This window comes from Hoeflea marina, from assembly GCF_003182275.1.
GTDB classification, from domain to species: domain Bacteria; phylum Pseudomonadota; class Alphaproteobacteria; order Rhizobiales; family Rhizobiaceae; genus Hoeflea; species Hoeflea marina.
The window spans coordinates 1269223-1284183 of sequence record NZ_QGTR01000001.1 but is presented as its reverse complement, the minus strand read 5'-3'; the positions used below and the strand labels follow the sequence as shown (position 1 = coordinate 1284183).

15 protein-coding genes are annotated in these 14961 nt (G+C 64.6%); 7 read left to right on the top strand and 8 right to left on the bottom strand.

The genetic code is table 11. The features are described from left to right. From DFR52_RS05745 to DFR52_RS05720, 6 genes are all read right to left on the bottom strand, one after another. On the bottom strand, positions 1 to 703 hold a 703-nt coding region (locus tag DFR52_RS05745; protein ID WP_158284867.1), incomplete at its 3' end, for a hypothetical protein. 61 nt (positions 704 to 764) lie between these two features. After that, positions 765 to 1343, bottom strand: a complete 579-nt coding sequence (locus DFR52_RS05740; protein WP_146215542.1) for a hypothetical protein — start codon at positions 1341 to 1343, stop codon at positions 765 to 767. A 16-nt stretch (positions 1344 to 1359) separates the two neighbouring features. After that, positions 1360 to 2226: an AHH domain-containing protein gene (locus DFR52_RS24425; RefSeq protein ID WP_158284866.1), complete on the bottom strand. Its 867-nt coding sequence runs from the start codon at positions 2224 to 2226 to the stop codon at positions 1360 to 1362. A 31-nt stretch (positions 2227 to 2257) separates the two neighbouring features. Continuing rightward, on the bottom strand, positions 2258 to 3205 hold the full coding sequence (locus tag DFR52_RS05730) for a transglutaminase family protein (RefSeq protein WP_110030891.1): 948 nt from the start codon (positions 3203 to 3205) through the stop codon (positions 2258 to 2260). Between the two features lie 153 nt (positions 3206 to 3358). Next, entirely contained in the window at positions 3359 to 3793 is a 435-nt protein-coding gene (trxC, locus tag DFR52_RS05725) for a thioredoxin TrxC (RefSeq protein WP_110030890.1), read from the bottom strand. 134 nt (positions 3794 to 3927) lie between these two features. Further along, complete coding sequence (locus DFR52_RS05720) at positions 3928 to 5301, bottom strand: aldehyde dehydrogenase family protein (protein ID WP_110030889.1); 1374 nt, start codon at positions 5299 to 5301, stop codon at positions 3928 to 3930. 204 nt (positions 5302 to 5505) lie between these two features. On the opposite strand from DFR52_RS05720, the gene DFR52_RS05715 reads away from it, so the two are divergent. The 4 genes from DFR52_RS05715 to DFR52_RS05700 all read left to right on the top strand — a co-directional run bounded on the left by DFR52_RS05715 (position 5506) and on the right by DFR52_RS05700 (position 9063). After that, on the top strand, positions 5506 to 6174 hold the full coding sequence (locus DFR52_RS05715; protein WP_110030888.1) for a gamma-glutamylcyclotransferase family protein: 669 nt from the start codon (positions 5506 to 5508) through the stop codon (positions 6172 to 6174). 144 nt (positions 6175 to 6318) lie between these two features. Next, on the top strand, positions 6319 to 7695 hold the full coding sequence (locus DFR52_RS05710; protein ID WP_110030887.1) for a class II 3-deoxy-7-phosphoheptulonate synthase: 1377 nt from the start codon (positions 6319 to 6321) through the stop codon (positions 7693 to 7695). A 754-nt stretch (positions 7696 to 8449) separates the two neighbouring features. Continuing rightward, positions 8450 to 8761: a type II toxin-antitoxin system RelE/ParE family toxin gene (locus tag DFR52_RS05705; RefSeq protein ID WP_342587887.1), complete on the top strand. Its 312-nt coding sequence runs from the start codon at positions 8450 to 8452 to the stop codon at positions 8759 to 8761. After that, complete coding sequence (locus tag DFR52_RS05700; RefSeq protein ID WP_110030885.1) at positions 8758 to 9063, top strand: helix-turn-helix domain-containing protein; 306 nt, start codon at positions 8758 to 8760, stop codon at positions 9061 to 9063. Before DFR52_RS05705 ends, DFR52_RS05700 begins: the two co-directional genes overlap by 4 nt. Positions 9064 to 9072: 9 nt before the next feature. Here the strand turns inward: DFR52_RS05700 and DFR52_RS05695 are convergent, their stop codons facing one another. After that, positions 9073 to 10713 carry a N,N-dimethylformamidase beta subunit family domain-containing protein gene (locus tag DFR52_RS05695; RefSeq protein ID WP_110030884.1) on the bottom strand — a complete coding sequence of 547 codons (1641 nt, stop codon included), beginning with the start codon at positions 10711 to 10713 and terminating at the stop codon, positions 9073 to 9075. Positions 10714 to 10886: 173 nt separating this feature from the next. Here DFR52_RS05695 and DFR52_RS05690 point away from each other — a divergent pair, with 173 nt between their 5' ends. The 3 genes from DFR52_RS05690 (at position 10887) to DFR52_RS05680 (ending at position 12674) form a co-directional block, all read left to right on the top strand. Further along, positions 10887 to 11318, top strand: a complete 432-nt coding sequence (locus tag DFR52_RS05690; RefSeq protein WP_110030883.1) for a GFA family protein — start codon at positions 10887 to 10889, stop codon at positions 11316 to 11318. 148 nt (positions 11319 to 11466) lie between these two features. After that, positions 11467 to 12306, top strand: a complete 840-nt coding sequence (locus DFR52_RS05685; protein WP_110030882.1) for a DODA-type extradiol aromatic ring-opening family dioxygenase — start codon at positions 11467 to 11469, stop codon at positions 12304 to 12306. Between the two features lie 134 nt (positions 12307 to 12440). Beyond that, entirely contained in the window at positions 12441 to 12674 is a 234-nt protein-coding gene (locus DFR52_RS05680) for a hypothetical protein (RefSeq protein WP_110030881.1), read from the top strand. Positions 12675 to 12875: 201 nt separating this feature from the next. On the opposite strand, the gene DFR52_RS05675 is transcribed toward DFR52_RS05680, so the two are convergent. Beyond that, the gene (locus tag DFR52_RS05675) at positions 12876 to 14732 is read right to left on the bottom strand and encodes an LTA synthase family protein (protein WP_110031152.1); all 1857 of its coding nucleotides are present in this window, start codon (positions 14730 to 14732) and stop codon (positions 12876 to 12878) included. Positions 14733 to 14961 lie beyond the last annotated feature (229 nt).

The following is a 14961-nucleotide window of genomic DNA, read 5'->3' as shown; positions in this document are numbered from 1 at the left end:
AATTCTCCGGCTCGATGAAGAACAGGCCCGGATCCCTTGTCTCCAGCAGCGCGTCCTTCAACGCTTCGGAGACGACGGTGAAATGCGTATAGCTGTCGCGGACGAAGTGCCTGTCGCCGAGACAGCCGGGCCGGAACTCGATATGGCGGGCCATCGCGACCGATTCCCCGGGCACCACCCATGATACATCGGATCGGTCGGGATCGAGACAGGGCAAGTGCACCAGCGGACGGGCGAGCCGGTAGCAGGTGGTCACACCGTCCCGCGCCTCGACGGTGGCGGGAAGATACTGGACATCCGCGCCGGCAAACCGGCTGACGATGCCTGACAGCGGCTCATCCAGCAGAGGGGTGCGGATAACGTTCGGCAGGCAACGGTATCCGTCCAGCCGCTTGAGTGACCGACGCCCGATATTCAGGATGATGTCATCGGGTCGGGATACGGTGAGCGGGGCATCCTCCTTGATTTCATAGGAATGGATACGGACTTTCCCATCACTATAGTCTGCGCAGGGCTTGGCGCCTTCCGGTCGCGGAATTGCCCATATCCAGCTTTGCATCACGGTCTCCATTGCTTCACTCGAGGTGTGGCGATTTGGAAGGACTGTTGGCGACACCGTCAACGGCGAGCCCGCCCGTGTCGCCCGCGACGTGATCGAGCGCAACTGCACGATCTTCGAGGCGGCGCTCAGGGCGGCGGGCACCGGCGGACAAGGTCACTTCAAATCATCCCCGACCGCTCAGAGCAGGCATCGGGGGGCATCGTCAAAACGGGATCGGATAGTAGTTCTCCGGCTCGATGAAGAACAGGCCCGGATCCCTTGTCTCCAGCAGCGCGTCCTTCAACGCTTCGGAGACGACGGTGAAATGCGTATAGCTGTCGCGGACGAAGTGCCTGTCGCCGAGACAGCCGGGCCGGAACTCGATATGGCGGGCCATCGCGACCGATTCCCCGGGCACCACCCATGATACATCGGATCGGTCCGGATCGAGGCAGGGCAAGTGCACCAGCGGACGGGCGAGCCGGTAGCGGGTTGTCACTCCATCCCGCGCCTCGACGGTGGCGGGGAGATACTGGACATCCGCGCCGGCAAACCGGCTGACGATGCCTGACAGCGGCTCATCCAGCAGAGGGGTGCGGATAACGTTCGGCAGGCAACGGTATCCGTCCAGCCGCTTGAGTGACCGACGCCCGATATTCAGGATGATGTCATCGGGTCGAGTTACGGTGAGCGGGGCATCCTCTTTGATTTCATAGGCCTCAATGCGCACTTTCCCGTGAGAATAATGCGCGCAAGGCTTACCGCCTTCCGGTTGCGGAATAGCCCAAATCCAGCTTTGCATCCTATTCTCCGTTGCTTTACTCGAGGTGTGGCGATTTGGAAGGACTGTTCGCGGCATTGGGGTTCTCACCACCACCTGACTTGGTATCGTCGGCCTTTGACGCGTTCTTGCCATAGACGCTGGCCTGATTGAGCATTCGGTTGCCATCTTTCAGATCTTTGCGTTCTCGCGTAACTGCCTTTTCGATGATCTCGCGGCCTTGTTGAGGAGTTATCCTTCCGCTTTTAATGTCAGCTACTACGCGGTCTAATACCTCCTCGAAATGATCAACATATTTATCAATATGTCTGCCCTGGTGAACGGTTCGGGTGGGATGCAATCCTGGAGTGCTCGGGAGCGCAAGCCTGTTGCCCATCTTTTCCATGTCGAAGCCCGTCAATGCAATGGCGGGATGGTTTGACAGGCTTTTGGGCGCTATGTGGTGAAATTGATATCCTTGGCTCCTTAGCGAATTGGCCCATTTTCCGACAATCCCGCCAAGCTTCTTGCCACCTGAAATAACTGTCGTGGCGCCGCCGGGCGCAAATGGTACTCCCGCAGCCACGGAATCGATGGTGGCGCCGGCCGCGTCAATGGATGCCGTGAAATAGTTGCCTGCCTGCCAATTGTCATATGCAGATTTCCAGCCCCAGGCGGCGTTCGCGGCGTCCCATGCAGTCTCGATTACATGCCCATTCGGGTCGCTCTTGTTGACCGGATCGTTGCCGGCATAGGCATAGCGGTTGGTGCCGACGCCCGGCTGCGTCGGGTCCATCGTGTCGGGCGAGATGAAGCGCGCATTGGCGGCCTCGCCGAAGGTGACGGTCATCATGGCGGCGATGAGCAGCACCGAGAGGGCGCGGGCGAGCGCATTGAAGCTGCCCTTCAATGTGGATTTCGTCATTGCCTTTCCCCTTTATCGTCTCACAGAATTGCTATTGCGATTGACCGTCCTCGGGCCGCCAGCCCAACGCCTCGGCCTTTGCAAAAGCCTGAAGATTCTCTCGATACCATTTGTCAGCCTTGGCCTTCAGATCAGGCGGAATATCCTCGATCCGGGCATATCTGCCCTCGAGTTCACGCCGCAGCATGCCTGCATAGGCGCTGCCCTTCTTGACCTGTCCATAGGCAAAGCGGGGGTAGTGGGTAAGGAGCACGTCGGCGACGGCAACCGCCTGTTCGAACTCGCCGACGGCGAGATAATGCTCGACCAGAAAGCTGGCGATGACCGCCGTGGCTTCCGCATGCGAAAGGGGCCTCAGATAGATGCCGTTCGCCACCGCCTCGTCCGACATCGGCAATTTTCGCCGGTACCAGAGATCACGGGTGAAGCCGCCGCCGCTCGTCGCTTCGAGGTTCCAGACCGCGCCAGCTTCATCCGTGTATTTGACCAGAAGATGCAGCGGCGCTTCCGCCAATGTCATGTCCAGGCCGAGGCGCTGTCCAAGCACCGCGAACAGGATCGGCATGGTGACGCAGTTGCCGCGCCGCGTCGCCAGATAGCGTTGCAACGAACGGTTTTCGGGATTGTCGCCGAGCGGATCGTCGAAATCATACCGGAATGGGTTTTGGCCGTTCCATTCGCCCGGCTCATAGAGATAGCGGCGGAGAGCGGTGAGCTTGTCCTGAGCAGGCGCGAGGGGGCCGGCGACGGTGGAAATGTCGCGGGTCATCCTGTCGACTTCGACTGCCACCGCCGCAGGATTGCTCGTGGGGTCAACAAGCGCGTCGACCGCCAGCTTGACATCCAGTAAATTACGTCCGGGAGCAAACAGAGCCTCGGTGACGGCCTTCAGTCGGGCTTCGTCATCGATCAGCGGCTGAGCAGCGACAAGAGTCGCTGATAGAGTGAAGACAATGATGGTACGGATGATTGCGTACATCGGGGTTCTCACCAAGATACAATCACAGGTGAGTCCGAGTATTGACTGAAGTCAAGAAGAATTGCGTTTTATTTGGTAAGTAACCACAGGTTTCGGATTGACTCCTATCCATCAAGCTGGTGGTGCCTGCCAATTTATGCGCGCGCCGCGCCTCTACACCTGCTGCCGCACCCACTGGACGATCTGGCCGGCGTTCATGGCGCCGGTCTGGCGGGCGGTTTCGCGGCCCCTGTCGAACAGGATGATCAGCGGAATGCCGCGGATCTGGAAGCGGGCGCCGACGCGCTGATGCTGTTCGGTGTCAAGCTTGGCGAAGCGGGCCAGCGGCGCCACCTGTCTGGATGCCTCGGCGAAGGCCGGCGCCATCATCCGGCACGGCCCGCACCAGGGCGCCCAGAAATCGACCAGCAGCGGGATCTCGTCGCCCTTGAGATGCCGGTCGAGCCCGGCCTCGTCGAGCTCGAAGGGCGCATCCGGGAACAACTGCGCCTTGCAGGCGCCGCAAGTGGGCCTGCCGCCGAGCCGGGCTGCCGGGATGCGGTTCTTCGCCCGGCAGGAGGGGCAGATGATATGGATCTGGTCGGGCATCGTGTCTCGGTCCGGTGTTTGCCACGGGGCAGTGGCGCAGTTCGACTTTAGCTCACGCCCGCGGTCAGGCCTTGACATGCATCAAGATGACCCGGGGCGCAGGACGCAGCGAGTGTCCGTTCCAGCAAAAGGCCCTAGCCGCCGACCAGTTTTATCAGCCGGGTCTTGAGCGCGGAGAAGGGCGGGTAGCGCAGCGGCACGTCGAAGCGCTCGGACTTGGCCAGCACCGACTTGGCGTGGCTGAATGTGTCGAAGGAGGCGCGGCCGTGGCAGGCGCCCATGCCGCTCGGGCCGACGCCGCCGAAGGGGAGGCCGGGGACGGCGAGATGCATCACCACGTCGTTGACGCAGACGCCGCCGGAACTGGTCTCGTCGATCACCCGGTCGCGCGTCACACCCGAGTTTGAGAACAGATAGAGCGCCAGCGGCCGGGGACGTTGGTTGACGAATTGAAGCGCCTCGTCGAGGGAGCAGTAGGGGATGACCGGCAGCAGCGGGCCGAAGATCTCCTGCTGCATGGCCGGCGAGGCGGGATCGACACCGGTCAGCACGGTGGGCGCGATGTAGCGCGAGGCGGGCTCGGTCTCGCCGCCGCACTCGGCATGGCCGTCGCCGAGCAGGCCGGAGAGCCTCTGGAAATGCCGGTCGTTGACGATGCGCGCATAGTCGGCGCTCGCCTTCGGGTCGGCGCCGAAGAAGCCGGTGATTTCGGCCTTCATCCGGGTAACCAGTTCGTCGGCCGCCGACTCATGCACCAGCACGTAATCGGGCGCGACGCAGGTCTGTCCGGCATTGAGGAACTTGCCCCAGGCAATGCGCCGGGCGGCGGTCGCGAGGTCGCAATCGGGCTCGACGATGGTGGGGCTCTTGCCGCCGAGTTCCAGCGTCACCGGCGTCAGGTGCCTGGCTGCCGCGGCCATGACCTGCCGGCCCACGGCTTCGCCGCCGGTGAAGAAGATGTGGTCCCAGCGCTCCTCGAGCAATTCCCTGGCGGTCTCGGCGTCGCCTTCGACGACACGGACGGCGCGCGGATCGAGATAGGCCGGGATCAGGCGGGCGAGCAGGCGCGAGGTGGCGGCCGAGATCTCCGAGGGCTTGACCACGGCGCAGTTGCCGGCGGCGATCGCGCCGATCAGCGGCATGCAGACGAGATAGAACGGGTAGTTCCAGGGCGCCATGATCAGCGCCACGCCGAGCGGCTCGGAGATGATCGAACTGCGGCCGGGCTGGTTGGAGAGCGGCGTCGACACTTTCCGCGGCCGCATCCAGGCCTTGAGATGCGACAGCACATGGCTGATCTCGGAAAGCACGGTGCCGGTCTCGACCATGCGGGTCTCGGCGTCGGAGCGGCCGAGATCCGCGCGAAGGGCGGCGAAGATGTCGGCCTCGTTCTCCTCGATCATCGCCTTGAGGGCCAGCAACTGGCCGCGCCGCCACTCCAGAGGCAGGGTTGCGCGCGTCTCGAAGGTCGAGCGCAGTTCGCGGGTGATGTCGGCGATCAATGACATGCGGAATTGCCCCGGTTGGAGGAACGCTTTGTGACGGCTGTTTGTAGCTATTTCGCGGCATTTCCGGCAAGCGAATTGCAGAACGGCAAGGGCGGAAGGTCGATCCGAGCCGCGAAATCGGCGCGCGGTTTTGACATATGTCACCATTTCGCCCATTCCGGGTGCGATACCGCAGATCCGACCTCAGCCAGAGAAAGCCAGTCCTTGCCCGCAGACCAGCCCGAACCCGACCTTCATGCCCTTGCCCGGACAGGCGATCTCATCGGCTATTTCGGCTATGGCTCGCTCGTCAACCGGGCGACGCTGCGCACAGAGATCGTCGCCGCCTGGCCGGCGCGACTCAAGGGCTGGCGGCGGTACTGGCGGGCGCAGCCCGATATCGGCTCGACGGGTGTCGAGGACGGGCCGGACGGGCCGCGACCGTCGCTGCTGACCGCGGGTCGGGCGCAGGGTGCGGCGATCGACGGCCTGCTGGTGTTCGACCGCAGGCTCAATCTCGGCGCCGTCGACGCACGCGAGGCGCATTACCATCGCCGCGAGATCGCCGCAGAGGATCTGCAGCTGGCGCCAGGGCTGGCGCTCCCAGGCTGTCCGCTCTATGTCTACGAGGCGCGCGCCGAGCTCCCCGAGCTTCCGGGCGGGCACGCCATCCTCGGCTCCTACCTCGACGCGGTGCTGCAGGGTTTTCACCGCGAATTCGGTCCCGACGGCGTCCGTCGCTTCATCGCCGAGACGGACGAGTTCCACACGCCGATCCATGACGACCGGCATGAGCCGCGCTATCCGCGCAATGTCATTCTCAGCGACGAGGAACGGCTCCTGTTCGGCACCGCATTGACCGGCGGGGCCGAAACCCCCATCTCCGGGACCTGACGCGAACAATGCCGGCAGGGAAGCTTCGCGCGCGACGAATCGTTTCCGGGTTTTCACGCGGGCTCATACCCGCTATAAGCCGCCGCAAACTAGGGAGAGCGCAGCCGGCACGGAGCCGGCTGGCGCGTGAAACAGGTGAGTGACATGGCACAGAATTGGACCCCGACGAGCTGGCGCAACAAGCCGATCCAGCAGGTTCCCGATTATCCGGATGCGGACGCGCTCAAGGCAACCGAACTCCGTCTGGCCAAGTTTCCGCCGCTGGTTTTTGCAGGGGAGGCGCGCAGGCTGAAATCTGCGTTGGGCAATGTCGCCGAAGGCCGAGGCTTCCTGCTGCAGGGCGGTGATTGCGCCGAGAGCTTCGCCGAGCACGAGGCCGACAACATTCGCGACTTCTTCCGCGTCTTCCTGCAGATGGCCGTGGTGCTGACGTTCGGCGCACAGCAGCCTGTCGTGAAGATCGGCCGCATTGCCGGCCAGTTCGCCAAGCCGCGCTCGTCCAATGTCGAGCGCCAGGGCGATGTCGAGCTGCCGAGCTATCGCGGCGACATCATCAACGGCATCGAGTTCAACGAGAAGTCGCGCATCCCTGATCCGGAACGCCAGATCATGGCCTACCGGCAGTCGGCGGCGACCCTCAACCTGTTGCGCGCCTTCGCCCAGGGCGGCTACGCCAATCTCGACAACGTGCATCAGTGGATGCTGGGCTTCGTCAAGGATTCGCCGCAGGCCGAGCGCTACGACAAGCTCGCCAACCGGATCTCCGAGACGATGGACTTCATGAAGGCCATCGGTATCACGCCGGAAAACCATCCCGGCCTGCGCGAGACCGATTTCTTCACCAGTCACGAGGCGCTGCTTCTGGGCTACGAGGAGGCCATGACCCGCAACGACTCGACTTCGGGCGACTTCTACGCCACCTCGGGCCACATGCTCTGGATCGGCGACCGCACCCGCCAGCCCGACCATGCCCATGTCGAGTTCTGCCGCGGCGTCAAGAATCCGATCGGGCTCAAATGCGGCCCGTCGCTGCAGCCCGATGAGCTGATCCGGCTCATCGACATCCTCAATCCCGCCAACGAGGCGGGACGGCTGACGCTGATCGCCCGCTTCGGCCATGACAAGGTCGCCGACCATCTGCCCAAGCTCATCCGCGCCGTCGAGCGCGAGGGCCGCAAGGTGGTGTGGTCGTGCGATCCGATGCACGGCAACACGATCTCGCTGGCCGGCTACAAGACACGGCCGTTCGAGCGCATCCTGTCGGAGGTGGATTCCTTCTTCCAGATCCACCGCGCCGAGGGCACGCATCCGGGCGGCATCCACATCGAGATGACCGGCAAGAACGTCACCGAATGCACCGGCGGCGCCCGCGCGCTGTCGGGCGACGACCTGTCCGAGCGCTACCACACCCACTGCGACCCGCGCCTCAACGCCGACCAGGCGCTCGAACTCGCCTTCCTGGTGGCCGAGCGCATGAAGGGCGGCCGCGACGCCGAAAAGGCAATCGCCGTCAACGGTTAAGCCATCTGGCTGAGCGATTGAGTCAACGACTTGAAGCGCCGGGAGAGGAGACTTTCCCGGTGTTTTTTGCGTTCGGGGCTGGTGAGTGTTTCGCCGTCTTGAGTTCTGTTGCAGACGGTTCATGTTTCTGATTCTTGCGTTTGGGATGATGATGATTTTTCGCATCATGCCGGCCCCGAGCCGGCATCCAGCGGGAGAGCCGGGGGACTGCTGGTGGGTCAGCTCGAAAAGGAGTCTCTCACCGCGCGTCGGCGCGGTGAGAGACTCCCTGACTGCGTCTCCCGAAGCGTCATCCGGCTCGCGGACGCTTGCCTGCTGGATGCCGGGTCGAGGCCTGTGCGGCGGATGGCGATTGCGGCAAGATGGGTGGCTTCACCCTCGCCCTTCGAGGGCCGCTTGCGCGGCCGCCTCAGGATGAGGGTGAAGGGTGGCGCCGCCCCCTCCGCCCGTCATGCCGGACTTGATCCGGCATCCAGCCACCGCGCGTCGGCGTGGTGAGAGACTCTTTGACTGCGTCCGTCGAAAGAGTCTTCCGCTCGCGGACGCTCGCTTTCCGGATCCCGGCTCAAGGCCGGGATGACGGCGGACTTGATGCCAGAATGGTGACGGCAACGAGCGGGCAGGTTCGCTGCGTCCTGGTCAGGCTGCGGAATCTTGCGTCGAGAGGGCGGTTTCCACGTCGCCTTGTGGTCGGAGGTCAAGTCGTTATTGCAAAAATGGTATGATTTGCTAGATTTGCAGGATGAGCTGGAGGGTGGAATTCTTCTCGCCAAAGGTCGCGGCAGCGCTTGATGATCTGCCCGCTGACATCCGCGCACGATTTGTCCGGATCGTTCAGCTGATTGAATCGCATGGGCTGGAAGCCGTTCGCGAGCCTTATGTCCGGCATCTCGAAGGGCCGGTGTGGGAGATGCGGATGAAGGGTCGCGACGGCATCGCCAGAGCCGCCTATGTCACGGCACACGGGCATCGGATCGTCATCCTGCATGTGTTTGCCAAGAAGTCGCAAAAGACGCCGCGCCGGGATATCGAGACCGCGTTGACGCGAGCCAAGGAGGTCAAATGAAGTACAGCCCCGTACCCATCGATCAGAGTTTCGCCGAGTGGCGGAAGGACCCGGCGTTTGTCGCCGCCTATGACGGGATGGAGGACGAATTCGCGCTGGCCGAGGCGCTCATCAGGGCCCGCGCCGAGGCCACCATGACCCAGGACCAGGTGGCGCTGGCCATGGGAACGACCCAGGCTGCGGTGGCGCGGCTCGAAAGCGGACGCTCCATGCCCTCGACCCGGACGCTCAAGCGCTTCGCCGAGGCGACGGGAACGAGGCTCCGGATCAGTTTCGAAAGGGTCGGTAAGACAGGGAGCTGACAGGGGGTGTCACCGCATCCCGCCCAGTCCGCGATCCAGCACATTGCGCGTCACCTTTTCCACCATCTCGTCGCGGCGCTCGAGCCCCGCCACCCATTCGGTCGAGCCTGCATGGAAGACCTCGCCGCGGCCGCGGCGGAAGCTGACGATCATGCCCGCGCCGCGCTTGACCTTCTGGAGATTCTCGTCGCTGGGCGCGCCATGCAGCACGTCGGCGATGTAGCGGCCGTCCTCGTCGGCGAGGAACTGGTCCTCGAGCGCGATGTCGTCGCTTTCCTCGACCTGCGACGACAGGCCGAGGGCGAGGATCTCGAGGCCTTCGGGCGGCGAGCCTTCGCCGGTGGGTTCGGGCAGGCCGTTGCGGATGATGTAGTCGAGCCCGTCGACCTCATAGCCGAAGATGTGGCTTTCGCCGCCCAGCACATCGCCATAGTAGATGCCCGTGCCGGCAAAGGCCCAGTGCTCCGGCCGGTAGACCGGGAAGCCGCGGACGCCGCGCGGGGCGCAGCCGCCCCAGCCGGCATAGAGGCCCCGCGTGGCGTTGAGCCCGAAGGTTTGCGCGCCCGGGCGGCCGATGGCCGGCAGTTCCCAGGAATCGGTGGTGCGGGTGCGGTCGCCGTCGAGCCAGGCCGGGTCCTCGGCGCGCGCCCGGTACTTGTAGCAGACCTGGCGGCGGCCCTCGTCCTCAAGCCGGGTCTGCCACATGAAATTGCCGGCGAAGCGGGCGGCAAAGCCGCCGCGGTCGACAAAGGCATCCACAGTGTCGCGCATCTCCCAGGTCCAGTATTCGTCGTGACCGACAAAGACGGCGCAATCGTAGTCGGCGATCAGGTCGGGCCGGAACTGCAGTTCGTGCTGGCTGATGAGGTCGATGCCGTAGCCGGCGCGCTCGGCCCAGCGGAAGAAATGGCCGTCATAGCTGGCCCAGCCGGCGGAGGCGTATTTCTTCGAATGTCCGGTGGCATAGGCCCATTCCATGTGCGGGTAGCGGGGGGCAGTGGCCGGCGGGGTCTCGACATCGAGCGGCACTCTTGGCGCGTCCTCGGGCAGCACGATGAAGCCCCGGCACCAGGGGCGCTGGGTGGAGACCGACGTCGCGTACTGGTCGCGGGTCTCGCCGGTGATGCCCTGATAGGCGTTGGAGCCGCCCCAGGTGTTGTAGGCGGTCCAGGTGCCGGTGGCGGCCACCTGAAGGATGCGGCCCGGCCTGGGCCCCGGCGTCGGGCAGACGATGATCAGGTGATGGGACTGGATCGGGCCGTCGCGGCCGCGGGCGGTCAGCGTCAGCCGGTAGGCGCCCGAAATCCAGCCGTCCTCGACGGTGAACTGGAACGAGGGCTGCCAGCCGCAGCCTTCGACCGAACACTGGTCCGGCGTCTCCTGCCAGCCGCAGGGAATGCCGTTGAAGGAGGCGACCGGAAGCTCCAGGCCGCCGTCGCGCAGGATGTCGAGATCGAAGCTGGAGGCCGTGGAACTGACGAACAGGGTGACCCGGTCGCCCGGAAAATAGGACATGCGGTCGGAATAGCACCAGATCTCGCCACGGCCGCCGTCCATGCCGGGATATTCATACCAGTGGCCGCGCACCGCGATGCGGCGCCCTTCGGGAGTCAGTCCGTAATCGGGAAACTCGCCAGCGCTTCGATCCATATCGGCTGCTCCGTGTCATCGCATTTCCCGGAATCTTGCAGCATGAAGGCCGTGCCAAGGCAAGGGCCGGAGAGCCGGCGGGTGTTGTGCACCGTGCGAAAACCCGATGTCGCGATCCGGCCTTGCGTTGGTGACGGCGATGGCGATGATGCCGGTTCAGACGGGAGACCGACATGACCGACAGCGACGACACACTGCGGACCGGACGCTGCAATTGCGGTGCGGTTCGTTTTACCACACGAGGGCCTCTGCGCGCAGTGGTCGCCTGCCACTGCTCGCAGTGCCGGCGCCAGACCGGGCTTCACTACGCTGCCACCAATGTCGCCGACGGGCGGCTGACGGTGGAAGGGGCGGACGCCGTCACCTGGTACCGGGCATCCCAGGAGGCGGGCCGCGGCTTCTGCCGGCATTGCGGCTCGGCGCTGTTCTGGAAGCACGACCGGGAGGACTACACCTCGGTGCTGGCCGGCAGCTTCGACCAGCCCACCGGCCTGGCGATGGCCGAACACATCTTCTGTGACGACAAGGCGGATTTCTACGAGATCACCGACGGCCTGCCGCAATATGCCAGGGGCTCGCCCGGCATCGTGGTGGCTGACGGGTAGGCCCACCGCGGGCGGTCGGATGGCGATCAGGGCCGGGGGACTGGAAATGCTCCGAGCTGTTGCCGATTCCTGAACGCCATGTCGCCAAAATGCGTGCTTTTGTGAACGGAACAACGATCCTATGTTGGCTGCAACAGGAGATCCGATCATGTCCGACCCCAGCGCAGTACCCGCAACCGACGCCACGGCGATGCCGTCGCTCTTCATCTCCCACGGCTCGCCCGACACGGCGATCGCCGACACAAGCGCGGCGGCGTTCCTGCGCAGGGCGGCCGGCGACCTGCCGCGGCCCAAGGCGATCGTCGTGGTCAGCGCCCATTTCGAGGTCAGCGGCGGCACTGCCGTGCTGGCGGACGCTAAGCCGCAGACCGTCCATGATTTCGGCGGCTTCCAGCAGGAGCTCTACGAGATGCAGTATCCGGCACCGGGCGACCCCGGCCTGGCGACCGCCATCGTCGACAGCCTCGTGGCGCAAGGCTTTCACTCGCAGCCGGTGAGCGGGCATGGCTTCGATCACGGCGTCTGGGTGCCGCTAAAGCTGATGTATCCCGACGCCGACATACCGGTGGTGGCGGTCTCCGTCGATCCGCGCGCCGGACCGGACTACCATCTGCGGCTCGGCCATGCGCTGGCCGGTCTCGGCCGCCAAGGCGTGCTGGTGATCGGATCGGGTTCCTTTACCCACAATCTGCGCGAGGCGTTCGTGGCGTTGCGTCAGGGCAACCGTGATCCGGCGGTGCAGCCGTGGGTGACGGATTTTGTCGACTGGATGAATGGGCGGCTTGCAGCCGGCGACAGCACGGCGCTGCTCGATTACCGCCGGCAGGCGCCGTTCGCCGAACGCAACCATCCCACCGACGAGCACCTCCTGCCGCTCTATGCGGCGATGGGGGCGGCGGGCGAGGCATTCATCGCCAGACAGCTGCACGATTCCAACGAGTTCGGCGTGCTGTCGATGGCGATGTGGCGGTTCGACGCCGCGGCCTGAGACATTCGGCTCCCCGCAGCGGGCAAAGTGGCCGCTGAGCAGCGCCGGACGGGCTGGCGAGACGTCAGGGAATTCCGGCGCGGCGACTGGCGGCTTAACCGGATGTTCAGCGGCTCCTGCGAAAGATCGCGGTCATGAGATTTCCAAATCCTCGCCGCGCTGCGGCCCTGCTGCTGCTTGCCGTCGCGATCGTCGTCCTGCCGGGTTGCGGCGGGGGCGGAGGTACTGCGGTCGCGCCCGGGGCCGCCATCCCCGCCAGGATCCCGACGGCCACCGCTGCGCCGGTCGCCGCTGCGTCGACCGCCGCCGACGGCCGGGTCGTGGGTCTGGCGGAGGAACAGGACGAGGCGGCGCGCAATCTGGACTGACGCGCCCGGCGGTTTTCCGCTTCTTGCTTGGGCATGTCGTCTTCGCCAAACCGCTGCAAGCTTTCCGGCGACGGACGCTGGCGGGCGAAAGGCATTTGAGGCGCCATCCGCGGAGCGGCGACAGAAGTCACCGCTCGGTCGCGGTGTCCCGTGCGGATGCGGATTCCCGTCGTCGGAGCACGCGCTGCCGCGGCAGTCGTTTCAGCTTCCGGCCGCGCCGGCCCGCTCCGTGAGTTCCGGGAAGAAGCGTGCGGTGCCGAACGCGTCGCCGAACATCTGATCGTGCTGCAAGTAGCGATAGTCTCGGATCAGCGGGTCGATCGCAGCGCCCGAGGTGGACCAGTCCGGCTGCGCGCGATCGTCGCGGTCGACCAGCTGGTGGCGGTCGATGATGGCATAGCGCTCGGCCACACCGCCGAGAACGCCGGTGTAGAAGGGATGCCGATAGCCGGCAAGCCGCACCACATGATAGGGAAGCTGCGACGGGCTGACCGAGCCGATGTCCTTCTGCAGCCCGCGCTTCGACGACCAGACGACCAGCGGCGTTTCGTGCTCGCGCTTCATGACGCCGACCGATGCCTTGCGGGTGGCGACCACGTCCGGCATGTAGCCGGTTTCGGTGTAGGCGGTCCCCAGCGGCGGAAGATGGTCGCCGAAGAGCACGATGATGGTTTCACGGTGCCGGGTCTTGGCCCAGTCCATCAGCGCCTTGAGGCTGTCATCGGCCTCGCGAACGCCCTGGGCGAAGGTCGCGACGCTGTCGCGGCTCGACGGCGTCAGCACGTCCGAGCGGATGTCGATCGTGTTGCGCGCATAGCGGTTCTTCTCGTAGGGGCCATGGCCCTGCAGCGTGACGGCGAAGAAGAAGAACGGGTCCCGCGTGGCATCGGCCTGGCGGATGATCTCCTTCGTCAACGCTTCATCCGAGGCAAACATGCCGCGCTTGTCCATCTCCGGCAAGTTCTCCTCCGACTCGAAGCCGTCGAAACCGAGCGCGTCATAAACGTTGCCGCGGTTCCAGAACCAGCTCTGGAACGGATGAAAGGCGCGGGTGACATAGCCCTTGGAGGAGAAGAACGTGGCCAGCGAGGGCAGCGGCCGACGGATATACTGCTGATAGGGAATGCTGCCATAGGGCAGGAAGGCGTTGGAAAAGCCGGTCAGGGCCTCGAACTCGACATTGGCCGTCATGCCGCCGAATTCGGGCGAGAACATATGGCCCGACTGATTGGCGCGGATGGTCGGCATCGGATCGGGCGAAAGCGTCGTCTTCGAGAGTCGAGTGGGATCCCACAGCGATTCGCTCATGACGATGATGACATCCGCATCGCGGCCGGCGAGCAGGCCTGCCGGCATCGCGTCGGGCGTGATTCCGGCGATGGCCTCGGCGCCGTAGTCCTGGGGCACGGAAATGTTGGCCATCGGCAGGTTGATGGCGAAGGCCAGCAAGAAGCCGTTGTGGCGGTAGTTTTCGGTCTGGTCCCACATCATCGGAATGATGTTGAGGCGGTCGCGGACATAGGAGGATCCGTTCGTGCCCATCAGCGACAGGAAGCCGGCAATCAGCGGCAGGGTGACTGCCAGCCGAACAAGCTTCGAAGTTGTGGAGAGGGTCGGCAGGTGACGCCTGCCGAGGACGAAGAGGTAGCCCAGAAGCAGCAGGAGCGCGAGGGTGCCGGCGATCAGGCAGATCGAGGCCAGCGGGCGCGTGGCAAAGATGACGGGAACCAGTTCGCCGATCTGGTGACCAAACAGCATGTCGCTCGGATACAGCGGGTCCGACAGATACTGCTGCTTCTGCATGGACAGGAAGGCCGGCAGCAGCGCCATCGGAAGGAGAATCACGGCAGAGAGGTGGTCGCGTCCAAACAGCGTGTCGGTGGCGACGAACAGAAGCGCGAGCACGATGAGGGCCACCCCGCCCGGACGGGTCGGCGAGAGCAGATAGTCGGAAAATCCCGACAGCGTGCCGCGGGCGAGCCATTCGGTCAGCATGAGGGTCATCAGGGCGAGCAGCAGCGTGATGGACAGCCGGCTGCTCACACGCCATGCGGCCATGCCGAAGCGGCGCAGGGCTTCCTCCTGCGCCAGGGCATAGTCTGCCACCGGTCTTCCCAGCCTGGAAACGAGCTCGACCAATGCGGTCTCCCGAAGTGAAAAAGAGTTTTACAAAAGTGTCGTCCAACTGTCACATAATCGTCATGAACGCCAGATGAACCCTTCAAATGGGCGTAAGGTTCCACTGATCTGTTCGCCAGGAGTGACGATTTGCCGGTCCGGGAGAGGT

Excerpts from the sequence above, each read along its gene's own strand:
- DFR52_RS05695 (WP_110030884.1), bottom strand. The coding sequence starts at position 10,713 with ATGGATCGAAGCGCTGGCGAGTTTCCCGATTACGGACTGACTCCCGAA.
- DFR52_RS05730 (WP_110030891.1), bottom strand. The coding sequence starts at position 3,205 with ATGTACGCAATCATCCGTACCATCATTGTCTTCACTCTATCAGCGACT.
- DFR52_RS05685 (WP_110030882.1), top strand. The coding sequence starts at position 11,467 with ATGTCCGACCCCAGCGCAGTACCCGCAACCGACGCCACGGCGATGCCG.
- trxC (WP_110030890.1), bottom strand. The coding sequence starts at position 3,793 with ATGCCCGACCAGATCCATATCATCTGCCCCTCCTGCCGGGCGAAGAAC.
- DFR52_RS05740 (WP_146215542.1), bottom strand. The coding sequence starts at position 1,343 with ATGCAAAGCTGGATTTGGGCTATTCCGCAACCGGAAGGCGGTAAGCCT.
- DFR52_RS05675 (WP_110031152.1), bottom strand. The coding sequence starts at position 14,732 with ATGGCCGCATGGCGTGTGAGCAGCCGGCTGTCCATCACGCTGCTGCTC.
- DFR52_RS05710 (WP_110030887.1), top strand. The coding sequence starts at position 6,319 with ATGGCACAGAATTGGACCCCGACGAGCTGGCGCAACAAGCCGATCCAG.
- DFR52_RS05720 (WP_110030889.1), bottom strand. The coding sequence starts at position 5,301 with ATGTCATTGATCGCCGACATCACCCGCGAACTGCGCTCGACCTTCGAG.
- DFR52_RS05690 (WP_110030883.1), top strand. The coding sequence starts at position 10,887 with ATGACCGACAGCGACGACACACTGCGGACCGGACGCTGCAATTGCGGT.
- DFR52_RS05700 (WP_110030885.1), top strand. The coding sequence starts at position 8,758 with ATGAAGTACAGCCCCGTACCCATCGATCAGAGTTTCGCCGAGTGGCGG.
- DFR52_RS05680 (WP_110030881.1), top strand. The coding sequence starts at position 12,441 with ATGAGATTTCCAAATCCTCGCCGCGCTGCGGCCCTGCTGCTGCTTGCC.
- DFR52_RS24425 (WP_158284866.1), bottom strand. The coding sequence starts at position 2,226 with ATGACGAAATCCACATTGAAGGGCAGCTTCAATGCGCTCGCCCGCGCC.